Annotated in this window: 19 protein-coding genes and 1 pseudogene; 13 read left to right on the top strand and 7 right to left on the bottom strand. The window is 68.3% G+C overall.

The window, feature by feature from the left end:
* Window positions 1-44 precede the first annotated feature (44 nt).
* The gene (locus ACSQ9I_RS11850) at window positions 45-1,640 is read right to left on the bottom strand and encodes a glucan biosynthesis protein (protein WP_436313273.1); all 1,596 of its coding nucleotides are present in this window, start codon (window positions 1,638-1,640) and stop codon (window positions 45-47) included.
* A 146-nt stretch (window positions 1,641-1,786) separates the two neighbouring features.
* Here ACSQ9I_RS11850 and ada point away from each other — a divergent pair, with 146 nt between their 5' ends.
* The 3 genes from ada to alkB all read left to right on the top strand — a co-directional run bounded on the left by ada (window position 1,787) and on the right by alkB (window position 4,297).
* Window positions 1,787-2,869 (top strand): bifunctional DNA-binding transcriptional regulator/O6-methylguanine-DNA methyltransferase Ada, encoded by a 1,083-nt coding sequence (gene ada / locus ACSQ9I_RS11855; protein ID WP_436313274.1) that lies wholly within the window; start codon window positions 1,787-1,789, stop codon window positions 2,867-2,869.
* A complete protein-coding gene (locus tag ACSQ9I_RS11860) occupies window positions 2,866-3,549 on the top strand; it encodes a 2OG-Fe(II) oxygenase (protein ID WP_436313275.1) in 684 nt (227 codons plus the stop codon). The genes ada and ACSQ9I_RS11860 overlap by 4 nt, the downstream gene beginning before the upstream one ends.
* A gap of 112 nt (window positions 3,550-3,661) precedes the next feature.
* Entirely contained in the window at window positions 3,662-4,297 is a 636-nt protein-coding gene (alkB, locus tag ACSQ9I_RS11865; protein WP_436313276.1) for a DNA oxidative demethylase AlkB, read from the top strand.
* Here the strand turns inward: alkB and ACSQ9I_RS11870 are convergent.
* The 3 genes from ACSQ9I_RS11870 to ACSQ9I_RS11880 are packed head-to-tail and all read right to left on the bottom strand — an operon-like array spanning window position 4,294 to window position 7,585.
* Window positions 4,294-5,919 (bottom strand): alpha/beta fold hydrolase, encoded by a 1,626-nt coding sequence (locus ACSQ9I_RS11870; protein ID WP_436313277.1) that lies wholly within the window; start codon window positions 5,917-5,919, stop codon window positions 4,294-4,296. The two genes, alkB and ACSQ9I_RS11870, sit on opposite strands and share 4 nt — an antisense overlap.
* A gap of 3 nt (window positions 5,920-5,922) precedes the next feature.
* Window positions 5,923-6,993, bottom strand: a complete 1,071-nt coding sequence (locus tag ACSQ9I_RS11875) for an MBL fold metallo-hydrolase (protein WP_436313278.1) — start codon at window positions 6,991-6,993, stop codon at window positions 5,923-5,925.
* 25 nt (window positions 6,994-7,018) lie between these two features.
* The gene (locus tag ACSQ9I_RS11880; protein WP_093109338.1) at window positions 7,019-7,585 is read right to left on the bottom strand and encodes a LuxR C-terminal-related transcriptional regulator; all 567 of its coding nucleotides are present in this window, start codon (window positions 7,583-7,585) and stop codon (window positions 7,019-7,021) included.
* A gap of 93 nt (window positions 7,586-7,678) precedes the next feature.
* On the opposite strand from ACSQ9I_RS11880, the gene ACSQ9I_RS11885 reads away from it, so the two are divergent.
* The 4 genes and pseudogenes from ACSQ9I_RS11885 to ACSQ9I_RS11900 all read left to right on the top strand — a co-directional run.
* Window positions 7,679-8,476, top strand: coding sequence for a CoA transferase subunit A (locus tag ACSQ9I_RS11885; protein WP_093109337.1), 798 nt, complete (start codon window positions 7,679-7,681; stop codon window positions 8,474-8,476).
* A 1-nt stretch (window position 8,477) separates the two neighbouring features.
* Window positions 8,478-9,116, top strand: a complete 639-nt coding sequence (locus ACSQ9I_RS11890) for a 3-oxoacid CoA-transferase subunit B (protein ID WP_093109336.1) — start codon at window positions 8,478-8,480, stop codon at window positions 9,114-9,116.
* A gap of 2 nt (window positions 9,117-9,118) precedes the next feature.
* The gene (locus tag ACSQ9I_RS11895) at window positions 9,119-10,498 is read left to right on the top strand and encodes a CoA transferase (RefSeq protein ID WP_436313279.1); all 1,380 of its coding nucleotides are present in this window, start codon (window positions 9,119-9,121) and stop codon (window positions 10,496-10,498) included.
* A gap of 525 nt (window positions 10,499-11,023) precedes the next feature.
* Window positions 11,024-11,320: pseudogene (locus ACSQ9I_RS11900) on the top strand (hypothetical protein); the annotation flags it as partial.
* A 145-nt stretch (window positions 11,321-11,465) separates the two neighbouring features.
* On the opposite strand, the gene ACSQ9I_RS11905 reads toward ACSQ9I_RS11900, so the two are convergent.
* Window positions 11,466-12,371, bottom strand: a complete 906-nt coding sequence (locus ACSQ9I_RS11905; protein ID WP_436313280.1) for a LysR substrate-binding domain-containing protein — start codon at window positions 12,369-12,371, stop codon at window positions 11,466-11,468.
* 100 nt (window positions 12,372-12,471) lie between these two features.
* Here ACSQ9I_RS11905 and ACSQ9I_RS11910 point away from each other — a divergent pair, with 100 nt between their 5' ends.
* The 5 genes from ACSQ9I_RS11910 to ACSQ9I_RS11930 all read left to right on the top strand — a co-directional run bounded on the left by ACSQ9I_RS11910 (window position 12,472) and on the right by ACSQ9I_RS11930 (window position 19,329).
* Window positions 12,472-13,992 (top strand): CoA-acylating methylmalonate-semialdehyde dehydrogenase, encoded by a 1,521-nt coding sequence (locus ACSQ9I_RS11910; RefSeq protein ID WP_436313281.1) that lies wholly within the window; start codon window positions 12,472-12,474, stop codon window positions 13,990-13,992.
* Window positions 13,993-14,003: 11 nt separating this feature from the next.
* A complete protein-coding gene (locus tag ACSQ9I_RS11915) occupies window positions 14,004-15,158 on the top strand; it encodes an acyl-CoA dehydrogenase family protein (RefSeq protein ID WP_436313282.1) in 1,155 nt (384 codons plus the stop codon).
* Window positions 15,155-16,270, top strand: a complete 1,116-nt coding sequence (locus ACSQ9I_RS11920) for an enoyl-CoA hydratase/isomerase family protein (RefSeq protein ID WP_436313283.1) — start codon at window positions 15,155-15,157, stop codon at window positions 16,268-16,270. The genes ACSQ9I_RS11915 and ACSQ9I_RS11920 overlap by 4 nt, the downstream gene beginning before the upstream one ends.
* Before the next feature lie 135 nt (window positions 16,271-16,405).
* Window positions 16,406-17,299 carry a 3-hydroxyisobutyrate dehydrogenase gene (mmsB, locus tag ACSQ9I_RS11925; protein WP_436313284.1) on the top strand — a complete coding sequence of 298 codons (894 nt, stop codon included), beginning with the start codon at window positions 16,406-16,408 and terminating at the stop codon, window positions 17,297-17,299.
* A gap of 164 nt (window positions 17,300-17,463) precedes the next feature.
* On the top strand, window positions 17,464-19,329 hold the full coding sequence (locus tag ACSQ9I_RS11930) for an ATP-dependent metallopeptidase FtsH/Yme1/Tma family protein (RefSeq protein WP_436313285.1): 1,866 nt from the start codon (window positions 17,464-17,466) through the stop codon (window positions 19,327-19,329).
* 6 nt (window positions 19,330-19,335) lie between these two features.
* Here ACSQ9I_RS11930 and ACSQ9I_RS11935 read toward each other — a convergent pair whose 3' ends face one another.
* Window positions 19,336-20,262, bottom strand: a complete 927-nt coding sequence (locus tag ACSQ9I_RS11935; protein ID WP_436313286.1) for a LysR family transcriptional regulator — start codon at window positions 20,260-20,262, stop codon at window positions 19,336-19,338.
* Between the two features lie 70 nt (window positions 20,263-20,332).
* Between ACSQ9I_RS11935 and metE the strand changes: the two genes are divergently transcribed.
* On the top strand, window positions 20,333-22,651 hold the full coding sequence (gene metE / locus ACSQ9I_RS11940) for a 5-methyltetrahydropteroyltriglutamate--homocysteine S-methyltransferase (RefSeq protein ID WP_436313287.1): 2,319 nt from the start codon (window positions 20,333-20,335) through the stop codon (window positions 22,649-22,651).
* Between the two features lies 1 nt (window position 22,652).
* On the opposite strand, the gene ACSQ9I_RS11945 is transcribed toward metE, so the two are convergent.
* Window positions 22,653-23,060, bottom strand: coding sequence for a PIN domain-containing protein (locus tag ACSQ9I_RS11945; protein ID WP_436313288.1), 408 nt, complete (start codon window positions 23,058-23,060; stop codon window positions 22,653-22,655).
* Between the last annotated feature and the right edge of the window lie 5 nt (window positions 23,061-23,065).

Consider the following 23,065-nt stretch of genomic DNA (forward strand, 5'->3'; position numbering starts at 1 on the left):
AATGTATCCAACATTGGACGAAGCGTCCAAGTCGGTCGTGGGGATCAGCCCGGCTGGTACTGGTACAGCCAGGTCTCGGTCAGCGTCTGGTCGCCGTTCTTCAGGTACAAGCGCATGTCGGCCGGCTCGCTGCCATCCACGGTGAAGTCGAACTGCGCGCGCCAGTGGCCCGGCACGCCGTTGGGCACCGCTTCCGAGAAGATGTAGGAGAACTTGCCGCGCGAAGCCGTGAGCACGAGCTCGGGCTTGACGCCGAAGGGGATCGTCTCCAGCGGCTTGCCGATGAACTCGACCATGAACTTGCGCACGCCCTGCGGCCGCTGCGTGCCCGGTTGCCCGCCGCGCCCGAGGCGCGTCGCCACGCAGCGCGCGAGCGGGGAGGGAAAGGGCTCCTGGTCGGCCCAGTGCAGCCGGTACTTGAGGTTGTAGCTGGAGCCCGCGGCGGCCGGCGCCTTGGGCACCCAGCAGGCGAGGATGTTGTCGTGGATCTCGTCGTCGGTCGGTATCTCGACCAGTTGCACCGAGCCTTCGCCCCAGTCGCCCAGCGGTTCGACCCAGAGGCTGGGGCGCTTCTCGTAGAACACGCCGTCCTGGTAGTGGTCGAAGGCGCGGTCGCGCTGCAGGAGGCCGAAGCCGCGCGGGCGCGTGTCGCTGAAGGACGAGGCGCGGGTCTGCGTGGGATTGTTCAGCGGTCGCCAGATGCGCTCGCCGGCGCCGTTCCAGATCGCGAGGCCGTCGGAGTCGTGCACCTCGGGCCGCCAGTCGATGCCGGTGGGCCTGCTTTCCGAGTACCAGTACATCGAGGTCAGCGGCACCAGCCCGAGGCGGCCGATGTCGCGGCGCAGGAAGAGGCGCGACTCGATGTCCATCAGCACCGCCTTGCCGCGCTGCATGACGAACTTGTAGGCGCCGGTGATGCTCGGTCCCTCGAGCAGCGCATAGACCGTCATCGTGTTCGCATCCGGCACAGCCGGCGGCTCGAAGTAGAAGCGCGTGAAGTTCGGGAACTCCTCGGGCCGGTCGGGCATGGCCGCATCGAGCGCGATGCCGCGGGCCGACAAGCCGTACTGGTAGAGCTCGCCGATAGCGCGGAAGTAGGAGGCGCCGAGGAAGGCGACCCAGTCGTTGGTCTGCCAGGGCAGCTTCTTCTGATCGCCGTTGCGGCTTTCCTGCAGGCGGAAGCCCGCGAAACCGGCACCATCGGGCAGCTTGCGCGCGGGGCTGTCGTCCGGCATCGAGAAATATGCGCTGTCGTAGAGGATCTCGCGTGCAAAACCGTCGCCGCTCGCGGCCTCGGTCACATACATGTGGACCGGCGTCTGGAAGTAGCGCCCGAGGTGGAAGAAGGTGACCGGGAAGGGGCCGGGGCCGTCGCGGAACAGCGCGTTGTCGGGGTTGTACTTGATCTTGCCGTGCGCGTCGTAGTCGATGCGCTGCAGCACGTCGGCCGGCAGCGTGTTGTCGGCCACATAGGGTTTGGCGGCCTGCGATTTCGCGAAGGTAACAAGACGTTCGAAAGAGAAGGGCCGGGGTTGTGCGAGCTTGATTCCGCCGGCTGCGAGGGCATCTGGAGGGAATCCGAGAGCGGCGAGCGCCATGGAGGCGCCGCTGGCGGTGAGGAGTGAGCGGCGATCGATCATTGGCCGAAATGGTAACGAGGCCCGATGCGCTGGCCCGTAGGCCAAGGCCGGAAATGTCCGAATTCGAAAGCAAGAGCCGGAGTGCGCATGCAACCCCTGATCCCTAGAGTGGATGCATCGATCAACGACACTGCTAGAGGATCCACATGAACATGAGCAACCCCAACGAAATCCGCGCCCTCGCGACCGTGAGCGATCCGCGCTGGGCGGCGGTGGCCGCGCGCGATCCGGCGGCCGACGGCAAGTTCTTCTATTCGGTCAGGACCACGGGCGTGTACTGCCGGCCCTCCTGCGGCGCGCGCCCGGCCCGGCCCGAGAACGTGGACTTCCACGCCACGGCCGCCGACGCGGAGCGTGCGGGCTTCAGGCCCTGCAAGCGCTGCAAGCCCGACCAGCCCGCGCTGGCCGAACAGCATGCGGCGCAGGTGGCCGAGCTGTGCCGCTTCATCGAGCGCGCCGAAGAGGCGCCCACGCTGGCCCAGCTCGCCGAGCGTGCCGGACTCAGCAGCTACCACCTGCATCGCATCTTCAAGGAGGCCACGGGCCTCACGCCCAAGGCTTACGCGGCCGCGCACCGCGCGAAGCGCGTGCGCCAGGAGCTCGCGCGCAGCGACACGGTGACGGATGCGATCTACGACGCCGGCTACAACTCCAACGGCCGTTTCTACGAGAGCTCGAACAAGATGCTCGGCATGACGCCGACCGCGTGGCGCGCCGGCGGCGCCAACACCGATATCCGCTTCGCGATCGGCGAATGCGCACTCGGCGCGATCCTGGTCGCGCAGAGCGAGCGCGGCGTCTGCGCGATCGCGCTGGGCGACGATCCGGATGCGCTGGTGCGCGCGCTGCAGGACCAGTTCCCGCAGGCACGGTTGATCGGCGGCGATGCGGCCTTCGAGGAATTGGTGGCCAAGGTGGTGGGCTTCGTCGAGGCACCGGGCCTGGGCCTGGACCTGCCCTTGGACGTGCGCGGCACCGCCTTCCAGCAGCGCGTGTGGCAGGCGCTGCGCGAGATCCCGGCCGGCACGACCGCGAGCTATGCCGAGATCGCCCGGCGCATCGGCAGCCCGAAGTCGGTGCGTGCCGTGGCCCAGGCCTGCGGCGCCAATGCGATTGCCGTGGCGATCCCGTGTCACCGCGTGGTGCGCAGCGACGGCAGCCTGTCGGGCTATCGCTGGGGTGTGGGGCGCAAGAGTGCCTTGCTCGAGCGGGAGGCGAGCGCCGCATGATCGATTGGGACCAAGTGGCGCTGGACCTCGATGCCGAGGGCAGCGCCTTGATCGAGCGGTTGTTGACACGCGAGGAGTGCGAGTCGCTGTCGGCGTTGTACCCGCTCGATCCGCTGTTTCGCAGCCGCGTGGTGATGGAAAGGCACGGCTTCGGGCGCGGCGAGTACAAGTACTTCGACTATCCCTTGCCGGAGCGCCTGGCGCGCTTGCGCGAAGCGGTCTACGCGCAGCTCGCGCCCATCGCCAACCGGTGGAACCAGGTCATGGGCATCGAGGTGCGCTATCCGCCATGGCATGCCGACTTCATCGCGCGCTGCCATGCGGCGGGCCAGACGCGGCCCACGCCGTTGTTGCTGCAGTACGGCGCCGACGACTACAACTGCCTGCACCAGGACCTGTACGGCGAGCACGTGTTCCCGCTGCAGCTCGTGATCCTGCTGTCGGAGCCCGGCCGCGATTTCACCGGCGGCGAGTTCGTGATGACCGAGCAGCGGCCGCGCATGCAGTCGCGGCCGATGGTGCTGCCGCTGCGCCAGGGCGACGCGGCCGTCATCGCGGTGCACCACCGTCCGGTGCAGGGCACGCGCGGCGTCTACCGCGTCAATCTGCGGCATGGTGTGAGCCGCGTGCGTTCGGGCCAGCGCCACACGGCCGGCATCATCTTCCACGACGCGACATGAAGCTCACCCCCAGGCTTCGCGCACTTCGTGTCGCTACGCCAACCCCCTCACCGGGGGCAACACCAGCGGCCCGGCAAAGCCGGTTCCGCGGTGTTCCCCGAAGGAGCCGCGCGTGACAGAGGATCTGTTTGAATCGCCTGTCGAATCGCTGGGCCCGGGCGCGGTGTGGCTGCGTGCTTTTGCGACGCCGCATGAAGCCGCGCTGCTGGCCGGCGTGAACGAAGTGACGGCGCAGGCGCCGCTGCGCCACATGGTCACGCCGGGCGGCTTTCGCATGTCGGTCGCGATGAGCAACTGCGGCGCGCTGGGCTGGGTCACGGATCGCACGGGCTACCGCTACGACACCATCGATCCGGACACCGGCCGGCCCTGGCCATGTATGCCGGAGGCCTTCTCGCAGCTCGCGACCGAGGCCGCGGCGGCCGCCGGCTTCGAGGGCTTTGTGCCGGATGCCTGCCTGCTCAACCGCTATGAAGCAGGCACGCGCCTTTCGTTGCACCAGGACCGCAACGAGCGCGACATGCGCTGGCCCATCGTCTCGGTGTCGCTCGGCATGCCGGCGGTCTTCCTCTTCGGCGGCGCGAAGCGTGCGGACAAGGCGCGCCGCGTGCCGCTCGCGCACGGCGACGTGGTCGTGTGGGGCGGGCCGGCGCGGCTGCACTACCACGGCGTGCTGCCGCTGAAGGAAGAGGCGCATCCCTTCATGGGCGCCTGCCGCATCAACCTGACCTTTCGCAAAGCCGGTTAGCGGGGGCGCGAGGAAGGCTCCCACGAATCGGGCGTGGTCGCGACGAGCGACCTGAGATCGGACCACGGCTTCGCACTCGGCACGCGCGTGCCGCCCGTCACCGCCACCTTTGCGAAGGCCACCATGCGCTCCTGCAGGTAGCGCAGGTCGGCCGGCGCCCAGGTCTCCATCGAATGCGGCCCGCGGGCCACCACGATCTCCTTCGCGCCGCGGATGCGGTCGTAGGCCGCGATCGTTCCTTCCACGCTCTCGGCGCGGTCCCACAGTCCCTTGCCGAAGAAGGCTGCTGGCCATTTGTCCATGCCCGCGAGCGTGGCCGAGCTCGGATAGAAGACGATGTGATGGTCGGCCGCCATGCCGGCCGCGAAGAGGTTGCGGTCGGCCAGGTCGGGCGATGCCGGCACGTAGCCCGCGCCGCTCGCGAAGGACGCGAGCAGGATCGCGCCCTTGATGTTCTTCAAGCCCTTGGGCGGCGTGCAAGTCACGCTCGGCATGTCGTAGCTGCACGATTCGACGAAGTTCTTCGTCATGGCCCAGGCGGTCGACATCGAGCCGCGCGAATAGCCGGCGAGGATGATCGGAATCCGGTCGGCCTTCATGCCCGCGAGCAGCCGGCCGCCGGCCGCGCTGCCTTCGAGCAGTTGGCCCGAAGGCGTCAGCATGCGCACGCCGCGCCCGCTCTCGAGTTGCTCGAGCACGCGGAACACGTCCTCGCCCTGTTCGAGCGTGTGGGTGTCGCTGAAGCCGCCCGAGAGGCCTTCGCCGCGGCGGTCGTAGCCCAGCACGTCGAAGCCGGCCATGTTCAGCGCATGCAGGTTCTCGCGCCACCAGCGCTGGCCCATGGTCTCGGTGGTGGCGTTGGGGAAGGCGATGTCCACCGTCTTGCCGGTGGCCGGATCGATGCGGTAGGACTTCTCGTCAGGATGCTGGATCGCCGTGAGCTGGCCTCCACCACCGCTGGCCATGATGACCAGCGCACGCAGCTTGCCGCCCTTGCCGTCGTCCACGCCGCTGCCCTCGATGTACCAGCCGCGCAGCTTGATGGTGTCGTGCATCTTCAGGTCGATGCGCTCGAAGCTGTCGCGCGGTGCGCTGAATTCGACCGTGTAGCTGCGCGGCTCGGCCTCGGCGATCGATTCGTTGTAGGGCGCTTTGGCGAAGAAGGCCGGGCGCCGGATCTGCCGCAGGTCGACCTTGCCGTCGGGATCGATCCGGCCCGAGGGATCGACCACGCCGGTCGAGCGCGTCGCGCGCTCCTTGTTGGGCGGCAGCCAGCGCTGCATCTGCGCATCGATGCGGCGAAAGCAGGCGGCATCGGCCTTGCAAGCGTTCCAGCGCGCCTTGAGCTTGGCGTCGGTGAATTCATCGACGTGGAAGTCGCGGCCTGCATAGTCCTTCGGCTGGCGGTTTGCGGTCAACAGCAAGGGAACGCAGACCGTGCCGCCGGCCGCGCTCGGCAGGAGGTAGCCGGGCAGTTCGGCATTGCGGTCGGTGCCGACGCGCGCCGTGCAGTCGGTGGATGGCGCGGCGGCGCGGGCCTCGCGAGGCGGCGCGTTGCTGCAGCCGGCCAGCAAGGCCATGGCTGCCAGGATGCAGCTGGCGGCGCGCGGCATGTTCGTCATGGTTCAAGTTCTCTTCGTTGCGGCAACCCGGGGAGCGAGTTTGCGCGTCTCGCCGATCGCCATCACGAAGAATTCGTCCTCCGGCATGCCGCGCGCCACGCGCAATTCGGCCAGCTTCCGCGGCGGCTCGTCCAGCGACTCGTCCGTCAGTTCGAAGGTGCCCCAGTGCACGCCGAGCGAGCGCTTGGCGCCGAGGTCGTCGTGGATCTGCAGCGCCTCCTCGACGTTCACATGCTGCGCGCTCATGAACCAGCGCGGCGCGTAGGCGCCGATGGGCAGCAGTGCGATGTCGAAGCCGCCGCCTTGTGCGGCTGTCTGCCTGTTCTCGAAATGCCGGCGGATGTCGCTGAAGTCGCGCGAGTAGCCGGTGTCGCCGGCAAAGAGCAGATGGCAGTCCGGCGCGAACACCGCAAAGCCGCCCCACAAGGTGGCGAGTGCATCGCGCGGGCCGCGCGAGGACCAGTGCTGTGCCGGGACCAGCACGACCTCGGCCTCACCCTGCGGCGTCGCGATGCGATGGCTGTCCCACCAATCCAGCTCCACGGCATGCCGGATGCCCTGCGCCGTGAACCATGGTTCAAGGCCCAGCGGCACGACGAAGAGCGGCGGGCCGCCGGGCTGCCGCTTCAGCGCCGTCACCGATGCGGCATCGAGATGGTCGTAGTGGTTGTGCGAGACCAGCACCAGGTCCACATGCGGCAGCTCGGGCAGCGCGATGCCGGGCGGCACATGGCGCCGCGGCCCCGCGAACTGCACGGGCGAGGCGCGCTCGGAGAACATCGGGTCGGTCAGCAGCGTGAGGCCGCCGAGCTGGGCCAGCACGGTCGAGTGGCCGATCCACGTGACGGCGGGCGCCATCCGTGCGCCGGCCTTTGCGTTGGCGTGCAGCCACGGCAGATCGGGCGCCGCCTGGGGGATGGGCGCGAGCGGCGGGCGGGGCAGGCCGGCGCGCGCGGCCTCTCGGCGCCATCGCAGCAGCTCGGCGAGGCTCTTGGGCTGGAACTCGATGTAGTTGTTCTGGAAGCCGCGCGCGCGATGGTGCGGCGGCTTGGTGGGGCCGGGGGACGAAGACATGGTGTCGGATCGTGCCGTAGCCGGCTTAGCCGGCGATGAGCTTCTGCACCAGCTCGGCCGTGGTCGCCGCCGCGTACTTGCGCATCAGCCGCGCGCGGTGGATCTCGACCGTGCGGTGGCTGATGCCGAGCACCTTGCCGATTTCCTTCGAGGTCAGGCCCTGCATCACCTGGGCCGCCACCTCGCGCTCGCGCGGCGTGAGTTCGGCCTTGGCCGCCCTGCGCGAGCCGAGGTCCTCGAAGGTCCAGATGCCGGCTTCGTGCGGTGCGGCGCGGTTGAGCGCCTGGCCGCTCACGTGGCACCAGAAGGTCTCGCCCGCGAAGGCGCCATGCAGGCTGCCGACCCTTCTCATCATGCGGTTGTCGGCATAGCGGCCGCTCGCGTTGAGAATCGGCTCCATGCGCTTGCCGATGCGCTCGAATTCGGCGACGCTCGGGTAGAGCACGCGAAACGATTCACCGACGAGGTCATGAGGCGTGGTGCCGAACATCTCGCACAGGCGCGCATTGCAGTCGACGATGATGCGGTGGCGCGACAGCACCATGCCCACCGGCGCCTGCTCGAAGGCGAGCCGGTAGTCGATCGCGTGCAAAAGAGTGTCGGGTGTCTCCATTACGAAATACTACGTATGCCTGTACGTAGTATCGTCTCAGGCGCTTCATCAACCATTTCCGAACGAGGAACCATGGCCAACAAGATCTATCCCTCCGCCGACGCAGCGCTCAAGGGCGTCGTCGCCGACGGCCAGACACTCGCGGTCGGCGGCTTCGGCCTCTGCGGCATTCCCGAGGCGCTGATCGATGCGCTGCACGACTCGGGCGTCAAGAACCTGACCTGCATCTCCAACAACGCCGGCGTCGACGGCTTCGGCCTGGGCAAGCTGCTCGGCACGCGCCAGATCAAGAAGATGATCGCGAGCTACGTGGGCGAGAACAAGGAGTTCGAGCGCCAGTACCTGGCCGGCGAGCTCGAGCTCGAGTTCACGCCGCAGGGCACGCTGGCCGAGAAGCTGCGCGCCGGCGGCGCCGGCATCCCGGCCTTCTTCACCAAGACCGGCGTGGGCACGATGGTCGCGGAGGGCAAGGAGCTGCGCGAGTTCGATGGCGAGACCTATGTGATGGAACGCTCGCTGGTGCCCGATGTGGCGCTGGTCAAGGCTGACGTGGCCGACAAGTCGGGCAACCTGCGCTTCCGCCTCACGGCGCGCAACTTCAATCCGGCCGCCGCCATGGCCGGCAAGATCTGCATCGTCGAGGTCGAGAAGATCGTCGAGATCGGCGAGCTCGCGCCGGACGACATCCACCTGCCGGGCATCTACGTGCACCGCATCGTGCTCAATGCCAAGCCCGAGAAGCGCATCGAGAAGCGCACCGTGAGCGCCGCGGTCGATGTCGCTGCCGCCAAGGTCGAGGCGCAGGCCGCCATCGCGCAGGCTGCCGTGAACACGGGCAGCCCCGCCACCATCAAGAACAAAGGAGCCTGACATGCCCTGGACCCAAGACCAGATGGCGGCACGCGCCGCGCAAGAACTCGAAGACGGTTTCTATGTCAACCTCGGCATCGGCATCCCCACGCTGGTGGCCAATTTCGTCGGCGACAAGGAAGTCTGGCTGCAGAGCGAGAACGGCATGCTCGGCATCGGCCCCTTTCCCACCGAGGACCAGGTCGACGCCGACCTGATCAACGCCGGCAAGCAGACCGTGACCACCATCCCCGGCTCGGCCATCTTCGGCAGCCACGAAAGCTTCGCGATGATCCGCGGCGGCAAGATCAACCTGTCGATCCTCGGTGCCATGCAGGTCAGCGCCAAGGGCGACCTCGCCAACTGGATGATCCCCGGCAAGATGGTCAAGGGCATGGGTGGCGCCATGGACCTGGTGGCCGGCGTCAAGCGCGTGATCGTGCTGATGGAACACGTCGCGAAGAAGAAGGACGGCACCGAGGACCTCAAGATCCTCGAGCAGTGCACCTTGCCGCTCACCGGTGTGGGCGTGGTCGACCGCGTCATCACCGACCTGGCCGTGATGGACGTCACGCCCGAGGGTCTCAAGGTGATCGAGCTCGCCGACGGCGTGACTTTCGAGGCGCTACAGGCCAAGACGGGCGTGAAGCTGCTTCACTGAAGATGAAGGTCATCGGCGCGTTGCAGGGGCTCTGGCAGCAGGCCGGCCTGCCCGCCGATGCGCTGGACTTCGTGCAACTGAGCGGCGCCGATCCGGTGCTGCCCTCGTCATTCGCCGTCGGCGCGGCGGCGCAGAGCACCATCGCCGCTGCCGCGCTCGCGGCCTGCGAGCTGGGCCACCTGCGCGGCGTGCGGCGCCAGCAGGTCGCGGTCGACATGCTGCATGCCGCGCTCGATTGCACGGCCTGGTTCAGCATCGACGGCCACGTGCCGCCGCAATGGGATCCTTTCTCCGGCCTCTACCGTTGCGCAGACGGCTGGGTGCGCGTGCATGCCAACTTTGCCCACCATCGCGACGGCGCGCTGCGCCTGATGGGGCTGGCGCCGGCGACCGCGCAGCGCGCCGACGCCGAGGCGGCCATGGCGGCGTGGAGGGCCAACGACTTCGAACAGGCGGCGGCCGAAGCCGGCCTCGTGGCCACTGCCTTGCGCCGCTTCGACGAATGGGACGCGACACCGCAGGGCCGGGCCGTGGCGGTACAGCCGCTCTTCACCATCGAGCGCATCGGCGACGCGCCGCCGCTGGGTTTGCCGCCGCTGCACGTCCACGAACGGCCCCTGGCCGGGTTGCGTGTGCTCGATCTCACGCGTGTGCTCGCGGGGCCGGTCGGCTGCCGCGCGCTCGCGGCCTACGGTGCCGACGTGATGCTGGTCAATTCGCCGCAACTGCCCAACATCGAAGCCATCGCCGACACCAGCCGCGGCAAGCTCTCGGTCCACGCGGATCTGCGCAGCGAGGCGGGACGCGACGCGCTCGCGCGCCTGCTGGCCGATGCCCACGTGTTCGTGCAGGGCTACCGGCCCGGCGGCCTGGCGGCGCTCGGGTTCGGGGCCCAGGACGCGGCAGTCCGGCGTCCGGGCATCGTCTACGTTTCGCTCTCGGCCTATGGGACCGAGGGGCCCTGGTCGCAGCGCCGCGGCTTCGATTCCCTGGTGCAGACCGCCATGGGCTTCAACCACGCCGAGGGCGAGGCGGCCGGCGACGGCAAGCCCAGGCCCTTGCCGATGCAGATCATCGACGAGGCGACCGGCTACCTGATCGCGATGGGCGCAGCCGCTGCGCTGTGGCGCCAGCAGCAGGAGGGCGGCGGCTGGCATGTGCAGGTCTCGCTGGCGCAGACCGGGCATTGGCTGCGCGGGCTCGGGCGGGTGCGTGGCGGCCTGGCGCTGGTCAAGCCCGACAGGGAGCCCTGGCTCGAGAGCGCGTCATCGGGTTTCGGCGAACTCCGCGCCATGCGCCACAGCGCGCGGCTGGCGCGAACGCCGGCCGGCTGGGCGCGTCCCTCGATGCCGCCCGGCAGCCACCCGCCGATCTGGCCATAAGTCCTAAAGCGCGCCAAGAAAAGCGACCACCATCGACAAGCCGAAGCTCGACGCAGTCATGAGGAGCCGGCGCACAGGAGCCTGGCTCTGTGCGAGAGCCTGTGCCAGACCCGGCGCGCCCGGGCAGCAAGGCCCAGCGGCGCCAACCGTTTCAGCAACTCCGGGATGCCGGCCTTCGCCGTCGCCTTTTTGGCATCGCAGAGCGCGAAATGGGAACTCTCGTATTTCATTGTCAAACCAGCGGCCGAGCTCATCACTTCCTCCAATCGGGAGCGCCGGGATGCCGACCGGCATCCGTTCTTGCGCATGGGTGAAGTATTCGCGGCGCCGGCGGACCGCACATCGCCCAGAGGAGCCACGCAGTTCCTCGAAGACGGGCCAACGCTCGAAGCCGGCGCGGCGATCACCACGGGCTGGCCTCATTCAGACGGGGCAGGGTGGAATGGTCGATGCCTGGAGTGTTCCGTGCAGTCCGGCGGCTGCCTAGCGCATCTGCCGCGTTCACCTGGCGCGCGCCGAGCTCCGATGCGGCTCTCCGGCGAATGCCTGGTGGCCGTGGCGTCGCTTCTCGAGCACGAGAACCGCACGGGCGAGCTGATCGGCGTGCTGTTGACCGGCGTGAGCGCGCTCACCGAATTGGCCAATGCCGACTGGAGCGCCGACATTCCCGCCATCGGCGTCTCGGCCATTCAACGATGGGCGGACACCGCTCGGCAGCTGCGTCGCGTGGAGGTCGTCGTGCCGGCGCCGGAGACGAGCGAGGCCTCGTCGCTGCTCAGCGAGCGCGAGATCGAAGTACTGCAACGCGTTGCCGAGGGCGAAAGCAACAAGCTCATTGCACGCACCTTGAATCTCAGTCCCCATACGTCAAGCGACACCTGGCGCGCATCCTCGAGCGGCTGGAGTTGGCCTCGCGCGGAGAAGCGGCGGACTGGTACCGCAAGCGCCAGCGCTCGCAGCATCGCAACTAGCCGGCGGCGGCATCCGCCGGCAGCAGCACCTCGCGCTGCGCCTCCACCGTCTCGCGCAGGAAGTTCCAGGTGGCCTGCATGCGCGCCAGGTGCCGCGTCTCGGCCGCCACCGACATCCAGAAAGTGCGCGTGAAGTTCGCCTCGCCCGGCAGCACGCGGCGCAGCGAGGCGTCGCGCTCGGCGATGAAGGCCGGCAGCACCGCGATGCCGGCACCCGCCACGGCGGCCTGGTGCTGCGCGAGGATGCTGGTGCTGCGCAGCGCGAACGAATCGGGCCGGTACAGCTCGTCGAGGTACTGCAGCTCCTTGCTGAAGAGCAGGTCGTCCACGTAGCTGATGAAGCTGTGGCCGCGCAGGTCCTCGCGCGCAGCGATCGGCTTGTGCGATGCCAGGTAGTGCTCCGACGCGTAGAGACGCAGCACGTAGTCCGTCAGCTTGGTCACCACCACCGGCCCGCGCGCCGGGCGTTCGAGCGAGATCACGATGTCGGCCTCGCGGCGCGACAGGTGCACCAGCCGCGGCATCGCCAGCAGGTCGATCACGAGCTTGGGGTGCTGCTGCGCGAAGAGCGCGAGCCTCGGCGCCAGCACGATGGTGCCGAAGCCCTCGGTGGCGCCGATGCGCACCAGGCCCGACAGGCCCTCGCGCGAAGCGGGCGCCGCGCTCTCGACCGCGAGAAAGGCGCTCTCCATCGCCTCCACCTGCGGTTGCAGCCGGCGGCCCGCTTCGGTGAGGCGATGGCCGCCGGCCTCGCGCGAGAAGAGGGCGCTGCCGACTTCCTTCTCGAGCGCCTGGATGCGGCGCGCCACCGTCGTGTGGTCGACCGCGAGCCGGCGTGCAGCGCTCACCAGCGTGCCGGTGCGCGCGAGCTCCAGAAAGAAGCGCAGGTTGTCCCAGTCCATGCTTTGCAATTATGCAGATCGTGGGTGCGTATTTGTCTATTGCCATGGCAAAAGTGCAAAGCTAGCATTGGTTGCTGCACCCCATCAGGAGACAAAGTTCATGGACGCTACCACCACACCCGCGACCCAGGTCGCGACCGTCAAGCTGCTGATCGGCGGCAAGTTCGTCGAGTCGAAAACCACCGAGTGGCGCGACATCGTCAACCCGGCCACGCAGCAAGTGCTGGCCCGCGTGCCCTTCGCCACGCAAGCCGAAGTCGATGCCGCCGTGGCCTCGGCCAAGGAAGCCTTCAAGACCTGGCGCAAGACGCCGATCGGCGCGCGCGCGCGCATCTTCCTGAAGTACCAGCAACTCATCCGCGAGAACATGGCCGAGCTGGCCGCGATCCTCACGGCCGAGCAGGGCAAGACCCTGCCCGATGCCGAAGGCGACGTGTTCCGCGGCCTCGAAGTGGTCGAGCACGCATCGAACATCGGCAACCTGCAGCTCGGCGAGCTGGCCAACAACGTCGCCAACGGCGTCGACACCTACACGCTGCTGCAGCCGCTGGGCGTGTGCGCGGGCATCACGCCCTTCAACTTCCCGGCCATGATTCCGCTGTGGATGTTCCCGATGGCCATCGTCACCGGCAACACCTTCGTGCTGAAGCCCTCCGAGCAGGACCCGATGGTCACGATGCGCCTGGCCGAACTCGCGCTCGAAGCCGGCATCCCGGCCGGCGTGCTCAACGTCGTGCACGGCGGCGAGGCGGTGGTCAACGCGATCTGCGATCACAAGGACATCAAGGCGATCTCCTTCGTCGGCTCGACCAAGGTCGGCACGCACGTCTACAACCGCGCCACGCTCGCCGGCAAGCGCGTGCAATGCATGATGGGCGCCAAGAACCACGCCATCGTGATGCCCGATGCCAACAAGGAGCAGACGCTCAATGCACTGGCCGGCGCGAGCTTCGGTGCGGCGGGGCAGCGCTGCATGGCGGTGTCGGTCGCGGTGCTGGTGGGCGAGGCGCAGAAGTGGGTGCCCGAACTGGTCGAGAAGGCCAAGACGCTGAAGATCGGCGCCGGCACCGAGAAGGGCGTGGACGTCGGTCCGCTGGTGTCGTGCGCGGCCTACGAGCGCGTCAACGGCTTGATCGAACGCGGCGTGGCCGACGGTGCCACGCTGGCGCTGGACGGCCGCAAGCCGACGGTACCGGGCTACGAGAAGGGCAACTTCGTCGGCCCGACGGTGTTCGCCGACGTCAAGCCCGGCATGACCATCTACGACCAGGAGATCTTCGGCCCGGTGCTGTGCCTGGCCAATGCCGAGAGCATCGACGAAGCCATCGAGCTCATCAACGCCAACCCGAACGGCAACGGCACCGCGATCTTCACGCAGTCGGGCGCCGCGGCGCGCCGCTTCCAGGAAGACATCGACGTCGGGCAGGTCGGCATCAACGTGCCGATCCCGGTGCCGGTGCCGATGTTCTCCTTCACCGGTTCGCGCGGCTCGAAGCTCGGCGACCTCGGCCCCTATGGCAAGCAGGTCATCATGTTCTACACGCAGACCAAGACGGTGACGGAGCGCTGGTTCGACGACGACACGGCGCACGGGCTCAACACGACCATCAGCCTGAAGTAATCTCAGGGCGCATGGACTTCGAACTCTCCGAAGAGCAGCGGGCCTTTGCGCAGACCGCGCGCGAATTCGCATCGGCCGAATTCGCGCCGCATGCCGCGCGCTGGGACGCCGAAGGCATCTTCCCGAAAGAGGCGATCGCGAAGGCGGGCGAGCTCGGCTTCTGCGGCCTCTATGCGCCCGAAAGCATCGAGGGCCTGGCGCTGCCGCGCCTTGACGCCACGCTGGTGTTCGAGGAGATGGCCGCAGTCGATCCGTCGACCACGGCCTTCATCACGATCCACAACATGGCGACCTGGATGCTCGGCACCTGGGGCGGGCCCGCCGTGCGCGAGCAATGGGGCGCCGATCTCACGAGCGGGCGCAAGCTGGCCTCCTACTGCCTGACCGAACCGGGCGCCGGCTCGGACGCCGGCTCGCTGAAGACGCGCGCCGAGTTGCAAGGCGCCGAGTACGTCATCAACGGCGGCAAGGCCTTCATCTCGGGCGCCGGCTCGACCGACGTGCTGGTGCTGATGGCGCGCACCGGTGGCGGCGGTGCGGGCGGCATCTCGGCCTTCGCGATGCCTGCCGATGCGCCCGGCATCAGCTACGGCAAAAAAGAGCACAAGATGGGCTGGAAAAGCCAGCCCACGCGCACCATCAACTTCGACAACGTGCGCGTGCCCGCCGCCAACCTGCTCGGCAGCGAAGGCGAGGGTTTCCGCATCGCGATGAAGGGGCTGGACGGCGGCCGCATCAACATCGCGACCTGCTCGGTCGGCGCGGCGCAGGGCGCGCTCGACGCGTCGCGCCGCTACCTGCACGAACGCAGCCAGTTCGGAAAGCCGCTCGCGAGCTTCCAGGCGCTGCAGTTCAAGCTGGCCGACATGGCGACCGAACTGGTGGCCGCGCGCCAGATGGTGAGGCTGGCCGCGAGCAAGCTCGACGCCGGGCATGCCGATGCGAGCACCTATTGCGCGATGGCCAAGCGCTTTGCGACCGACGTCGGCTTCAACGTCTGCAACGAGGCGCTCCAGCTGCACGGTGGCTACGGCTATTTGAGCGAGTTCCCGCTGGAGCGGCTGGTGCGCGACACGCGCGTGCACCAGATCCTCGAAGGCACCAACGAAATCATGCGCGTGATCGTCGCGCGCAAATTGCTGGAAGGTGAGAGTGACATCCGATGAGCGATGAAGTGGTCCTGTTCGACGAAATCCAAACGGCCGGCGGCCGGCGCTTCGGCGTGGCCACGCTCAACACGCCGGCTTCGCTGAACGCACTGTCGGTGGCGATGGTGCGGCTGCTCACGCCGAAGCTCCGCGCATGGGCGCAGGACGCGGGCGTTGCCGGCGTGCTGCTGCAGGCCGCGGGCGAGAAGGCTTTCTGCGCCGGCGGCGACCTGCGCCAGCTCTACCAGACGCTGCTGGAATGCGGACCCGAACGCAACCCCTACGCCGAGCGTTTCTTCGCCGAGGAGTACGAGCTCGACTACCTGATCCACACCTTTCCCAAGCCCATCCTGTGCTGGGGCCACGGCATCGTGATGGGCGGCGGCATCGGGCTCATGGCGGGTGCTTCGCACCGCGTGGTCACGGCGCAGAGCCGCCTCGCAATGCCGGAGATCAGCATCGGGCTCTACCCCGACGTGGGCGGCAGCTGGTTCCTGCGCCGCATGCCGGGGCGCGTGGGCCTGTTCCTCGCGCTCACCGGAGTCAGCCTCAATGCCGCCGACGCCATCTTCTGCGGGCTGGCCGACCTGCTGGTGCCGCACGACAGCAAGGCGCAGGTGCTGGACGAGATCGCCGCAGGCGCATGGACCGGCGAGGCCAAGGCCGATCGCGCCGCGCTCTCGCGCATCCTGCTGCGCGCGGGCGAAGGCACCGAACTGCCGCCTTCCAAGGTGCGCGAGCATTTCGACACCATCAACGCGCTGATGGCCGGCGACGACCTGGGCGACATCGCCAAGCGGCTGCGCGCGTTGCAAAGCGACGACCCTTGGCTGCAGACCGCGGCAAAGACCTTCGCCAAGGGCGCGCCGAGCTCGGCGGCGCTCAGCTTCGAACTCTGGCAGCGCGTGCACCGCATGTCGCTGGCCGAAGTCTTCCGGCTCGAGTACTGGGCCTCGCTGGGCTTCTGCGCGCACAAGGACTTTGCCGAGGGCATCCGCGCCGTGCTGATCGACAAGGACCGCAATCCGAAGTGGAACCCGGCCACGCTGGACGACATCACGCCAGCCTTCATTGAAGATCACCTGAAGGTCCGCGGCGAGATGGCGCCGGAACTCGCCGGACTCGTCTGAGCGAATGACAACAACCCCCGACTCCGCTCACCCTGAGCCCTTCGACAAGCTCAGGACAGGTCTTGTCGAAGGGCCGCGCGCGGCTTCGACAAGCTCAGCCCGAACGGGTGGGAAGAGCACAAAACGGAGACACACATGAAGATCGCATTCATCGGCCTGGGCAACATGGGCGGCCCGATGGCCCTCAACCTGCACAAGGCCGGCCACGCACTCAGCGCTTTCGACCTTTCGGCCGAGGCCTGCAAGAAGCTCGGCGCCGAGGGACTGCCGATCGCCAAGTCGGCGGTGGACGCGCTCGCCGGCGCCGAGGTGGTGATCAGCATGCTGCCTGCAAGCCAGCATGTGGAGTCGCTCTACCTCGGCGGCGACGGCCAGCCCGGCCTGATGGAGAAGATCGCGGCCGGCACGCTGGTGATCGACAGCAGCACCATCGCCGCGGCAACTTCGCGCAAGGTGGCGGAAGCGGGCGCGAAACGCGGCGTGGCCGTGATCGATGCGCCCGTCTCGGGCGGCACCGGCGGCGCGATCGCGGGCACGCTGACCTTCATGGTCGGCGGTTCCGAAGCCGACCTTGAACGCGCGCGCCCGGTGCTGGAGAAGATGGGCGCCAACATCTTCCATGCCGGCGAGGCGGGCGCTGGCCAGACGGCCAAGATCTGCAACAACATGCTGCTCGGCATCCTGATGATCGGTACCTCCGAGGCGATCGCGCTCGGCGTGGCCAACGGGCTCGATCCCAAGGTGCTGTCGGAGATCATGCGGCGCAGCTCGGGCGGCAACTGGGCGCTCGAAAAATACAACCCGCTGCCCGGCGTGATGGAAAACGCGCCGGCCTCCAAGGGCTATGCCGGCGGCTTCGGCACCGACCTGATGCTCAAGGACCTGGGCCTCGCGCAGGAGAACGCCGCCGCGGTGCGCGCCGCCACGCCGCTCGGCGGGCTGGCGCGCAATCTGTATGCCGCGCACAGCCTGGCTGGGAATGGAGCGCTCGATTTTTCGAGTGTGATCAAGCTGGTGCAGAAGAAATAGGGTGCTGCGCCGCCCGCGCTGACGCGAGCGCGCAACGCCGGTGCCGGGCCGGCCGCGAAGTACTCCACGCAAGCGGTGTTTAAGCTGCGCCGCCGCTGCTGTGGCGGTGTCGATTGCTGCCGGGCTGCCTACCATCGTCGGATGCCGCGCCCCGTCCGCCGTCCATGAAGCAGCTCCACAGACTTGTTCGATCGGGCGTGGCTCGATTGGCTTTCGCCGCCTTTCTAGGCGCCTTGGCCATCGCCGCCCTGTACCTGGCGCTGCGCGAAACGCCGCAGCTTCATCAGCTCGGCGGCGCCGCGCAGCAGATGCGCACGTCGCCGGCCGACTGGACCGCCACCGAGAAGGACGGCTCCGAACTGCTGCGCGACCTGCGCGCCGGCGCGGTCCGCACTGTCGGCATCGCGGCCAATGCCATCCTCGTGTCCACGACCGCCGGAGAGCGCTACTTCGTGGTCGACGGCCGAGGCTCCTTCGCCGCACTGGTCGTCGGCGAGGCGGCGAAGGCCGGCGATTCGAAATCGTTCCAGCTGGTCGTGCTGCCGGACACCACGGTCGGCGCACCTGCCGCAGACGACCGCACGCTGAGTGCGGCGCGCGATCTGGTGGGGGTGTTCCTCCCCATCCTGCTCGTCGCGGTCCTTGTCTACATGATGCGCGACAGCATCGGCGCAAGCGCCAAGCTGGTCGAGAAGCCGACCGGCCTGCGCTTCGACGACGTCATCGGCGCCGGTGAGGCCAAGAACGCGCTGCAGGACATCGTCGACTACCTGAAGAACCCGAAGCGCTTCAGCGCGCTCGGCGCGCGACCGCCCTGCGGCGTGCTCATGCTCGGCGGACCCGGTGTCGGCAAGACGCTGCTCGCCAAGGCGCTTGCCGGCGAGTGCGGCGCCCGCTTCATCGCCACCAACGGCAGCGAGTTCACTTCCAAGTTCTATGGCGTCGGCGTGCAGAAGGTCAAGAAGCTCTTCGAGACCGCACGCAAGAACGCGCCCTGCATCCTCTTCATCGACGAGATCGACGGCATCTCGAGGCGCAGCGCCGGCGGCTCGGGGCCGGCGGAATCGGAGGGCAACCGCATCATCAACCAGTTGCTGGTCGAGATGGACGGCTTCGAGGCCAACGAGGGCGTCATCGTCGTCGGTGCCACCAACCTGGTCGACAACCTCGACGATGCGCTGCTGCGCGAAGGGCGCTTCGATCGCCGCGTGAACGTCAAGCTGCCGGACGTGCGCGACCGTGCCGCCATCTTCCGGCTCTATGCCGCCAAGCTGCGCCTCGCCGGCGAGGTGGACTACGAGCAGCTGGCCCGCCTGACCACCGGGCTGTCGCCGGCGACCATCGCGCACGTCGTCAACCATGCGGCCCTCGTGGCGGCGCGCGCGAGCGCGGAAGCGGTGTCGATGGGCCACCTGATGGAAGCCATCGAGACCACGCGCATCGGCGAACTCAACGGCGCGCAGCGTGCGCTCGGCGAGCGCGAGCGGCGCTGCATCGCGGTGCATGAGGCCGGCCACGCGCTCGTCTCCGTCGTGCTGGGCTACGGCAAGGTCGAGAAGGTCACCATCCTGCCGCGCGGCGGGGCGCTGGGCGCCACGCTGGTGACGCAGGAAGAAGACATGACGCTGGTGTTGAAGAGCGACATGGAGAAGCACATCCAGTTGCTGCTGGGCGGTCGCAACGCCGAGCTGGCCGTGTTCGAGGAAGCATCGAGCGGCGCCAGCCACGACCTGCAGCAGGCCTCGAAGCTGGCGCTCGACATGGTCGGGCGCTACGGCTTCGGCGAGGACGGTGCGCTGTTCAGCCTGGACGCGCTGCCGGCGCAGCACGCATCGCGGCAGGTCTCGGCCGCGGTGCGCCAGGCCAGCCTGCTGCTCGAAGGACTCAACGTGAAATGCCAGCAGATCATGCGCACGCACCGCCGCGCGCTCGACGAGCTCACGGACGAACTGCTCGCCCACGAGACCGTGTCGGGCGAGCGCGTGCTCGAACTGGTCGGGCACCGCGGGCCGATGACGCTGGTCGCCTGAGCATCCTCAGAGCAGCTCGATCCCCGGCAGGCTCTTGAAGCAGCTCTCGCGCGTGATGCGAACAAAATCCTCCAGCCAGGGCCGAGCCGAGGTCGATGCGGTGCAGGCCATGTGCAGCTCACCTGTCAGCCCTCTTCGTCCCACCGGCCGGGCGGTGACGTAGCCGCGGTCCAGGTAGCCCTGCACCGCCCACAGCGGCAGCGCCGCGATCCCGCGGCCGCTGGCCACGAGCTGCAGCATTGCCACCGTGAGCTCGGTGGTGCGGCGCTGCGCCGGCTCGACGCCGGCCGGCGCCAGCACCTGGCGCACGATGTCGAGCATCTCGTCGGGCACCGGGTAGGTGATCAGCGTCTGGTCAGCGAAGTGGCGGGCCGTGAGATGCGTCTTTGCCGTAAGTGGATGTTCGTTGGCCAGCAGGGCCATGATCTCGAAGCGGAAGAGGGGGTGGTAGTCGACGGTTTCGTCCGGGTCCTGCTCGGAAACGATGGCCACCTCGGCGCGTTTCTGCAGCACCAGCGCGATCGGGTCGGGATGGAAGCCCGAGACGATGTCGAGCTCGATCTCGGGCCAGCGGTTGCGAAACGCGTCCATCGCCGGCATCAGCCAGTCGAAGCAGGTGTGGCACTCGACCACGATGCGCAACTGGCCGGCGCCGCCCTGCGCCAGGCGCGACACGTCGCGCTCCGCCTCCTCGACCAGCGGCAGAGCCGCATCGGCAAGCTGCAGCAGGCGCAGGCCGGCGCCGCTGAACTGCGGCGGCACCGACTTGCGCTCGAACAGGGCCGCGCCGTAGCGGTCTTCGAGCAGCTTGACCTGGTGCGACAGCGCCGACTGCGTGAGGTTGAGCAGCTGGGCGGCGCGCACCAGGCTGCCGGTGTCGCGCAGCGCCACCAGGGTGCGCAGGTGGCGGATCTCGAGGATGGACTGGGCCATGAATGAAATTCAAGTTGACTGGCAAAAGCTTTCGTTTGAATCATAGGCGAGGAACGCCGACCATCGGGGGATGACACGTATCCATACTCTCGGCCTTCCGCGCATGGGCGCACAACGCGAACTCAAGTTCGCTCTCGAACAACACTGGCGCGGCGAGATCGACCGCGATGCGCTCGACGCCATCGGCCGCGAGCTGCGTGCGCGCCACTGGCAGGCCCAGCGCGACGCCGGCCTCGACTTCGTGACGGTGGGCGACTTCGCCTTCTACGATCACGTGGCCAACCACATCCAGCTGCTGGGCTGCGAGCCGGCGCGTTTCGACTTCCGGGGCGACGAGCCCGAGCTTTCGCGCTATTTCTCCATGGCGCGCGGCGTGGCCGACGAGGTGCACGATCACGGCTGCGCGCACGCCGAGCACGGCACTTTCGCGCTCGAGATGACCAAGTGGTTCGACACCAACTACCACTACCTCGTGCCCGAGTTCTCGCCGGCGACGCGCTTCAGCCTGCAATCGGTCCGCCTGTTCGACGAGGTGGCCGAGGCGCAGAAGGCCGGCCATGCGGTCAAGGCGGTGCTGCTCGGGCCGCTGAGCTTTCTCTGGCTCGGCAAGGAGAAGGAGGCCGGCTTCGACCGCTTCACGCTGCTCGAATCGCTGTTGCCAGCGTACGAACAGGTGCTCGCGCGCCTCAAGGCGCAGGGCGTCGAATGGGTGCAGATCGACGAGCCCATCCTCGGCCTGGACCTGCCCGACGCCTGGCGCCATGCCTTCGAGCGCAGCTACTGGCAGCTCGCGCGCCGAGCGCCGAAGCTGCTGCTGGCCACCTACTTCTCGCCGCTCTCGGACAACTTGCGCCTGGCCTGCCAACTGCCGGTGGCCGGCCTGCATGTCGATGCGGTGCGCGCGCCCGACGAGCTCACCGTTGTGGCCGACTGGCTGCCGGCGCACAAGGTGCTGTCGATCGGCATCGTCGACGGCCGCAACATCTGGCGCGCCGATCCCGATGCCGCGCTCGCGCGCCTGCGGCCCGTGGCGGACAAGCACCAGGGCGAGTTGTGGATCGCGCCTTCGTGCTCGCTGCTGCACGTGCCTTTCAGCCTCGCGGCGGAGAACAAGCTCGATGCCGAACTGAAGAGCTGGCTCGCCTTCGCGGTGGAGAAGCTGGACGAGCTGCGCATGCTGCGCGCCGTGCTCGACGGCAAGGAGGCCGAAGTGCAGGACGCGCTGTCGGCAGCTCGCGCCGCCGTGGCTGCCCGCCGCGCCAGCCCGCGCGTGCACCGCGCCGACGTCGCATTGCGCCTCGCGCGCCGCGTGGCGGGCGACGACAGCCGTGCCTCGCCCTTCGCCGTGCGCCAGGCCGTACAGCGCGTGCGCTTCACGCTGCCGCCGCTGCCGACCACCACCATCGGCTCCTTCCCGCAGACGGTCGAGATCCGCACCGCGCGCGCCGCCTTCAAGCGCGGCGCGCTCGATGCCGCAGGCTACCGCGAGACGATGCGCGCCGAGATCGCGCTCGCGGTGCGCAAGCAGGAAGAACTGGACATCGACGTGCTGGTGCACGGCGAGGCCGAGCGCAACGACATGGTCGAGTACTTCGGCGAGCAGCTCGACGGCTTCGCCTTCACCGCCAACGGCTGGGTGCAGTCCTACGGTTCGCGCTGCGTCAAGCCGCCCGTCATCTACGGCGACGTCGCGCGCCCGGCGCCGATGACGATCGAATGGACCGCCTATGCGCAAAGCCTCACGGCGCGGCCGATGAAGGGCATGCTGACCGGGCCGGTCACCATCCTTCAATGGTCCTTCGTGCGCGACGACCGGCCGCGCAGCGTGACCACCGAGCAGATCGCCTGGGCGATCCGCGACGAGGTGGTCGACCTGGAGCGCGCCGACATCGGCATCATTCAGATCGACGAGCCGGCCATCCGCGAAGGCCTGCCGCTGCGCCGCGCCGGCTGGAAGGCCTACCTCGAGAGCGCGACGCGCGCCTTCCGCATCAGCGCCTCGGGCGTGGCCGACCGCACGCAGATCCACACCCACATGTGCTACTCGGAATTCAACGACATCCTGCCCGAGATCGCGGCGATGGATGCCGACGTCATCACCATCGAGACCAGCCGCTCCGACATGGAGCTGCTGCGCGGTTTCGGCGAGTTCAAATACCCGAACGAGATCGGCCCGGGCGTCTACGACATCCATTCGCCGCGCGTGCCGGCCGTCGACGAAATGCTGCGCCTGATGCGCAAGGCCGCTGCGGTGGTGCCGCCGGGCAACCTGTGGGTCAACCCCGATTGCGGCCTGAAGACCCGCGGTTGGCCGGAGACCGAGGCGGCGCTGGTGAACATGGTGGCGGCAGCGAAGGTGCTGCGCCAGGAACTGGCGCTTGAACCTTGAGTCAGTCGAGCAGTGTCATGCCCGCCGTGCGAACAGCTCCTCGGTCGAAGCTGACGATCGAGCTGCAGCCTTCGTCCAAAGCAATCTGCGCGATGAGCAGATCCGCGAAACCAGCCTTTCCCGCCTTCTTATCTTGAAAGCGGCGAACGGCTTGTTGGACGACTTCGCGCTGCTGCAGGTGGAACCGTGGCGTCTCCAGAAGGTCGCTGATGGTTTCGCCGATTTCTCTAGGCGTCGCGCTGTAGATTCGCTCCAGCACCCGGCAAAGTTCGACCAGCACAACCAGACTGATGAAGCCGGGCGAACGTTCGCTAAGGCGCGTTTCGATGAAGCGCGTGGCGCTCGCGGATTGTCTGGGATCGTCTTGCGCGAGGTAACGCACCAGCACGTTGGTGTCGAGGCCGATCATGTAAG

The sequence above is a fragment of the Variovorax sp. LjRoot84 genome (genome assembly GCF_964254305.1).
GTDB lineage: Bacteria > Pseudomonadota > Gammaproteobacteria > Burkholderiales > Burkholderiaceae_C > Variovorax.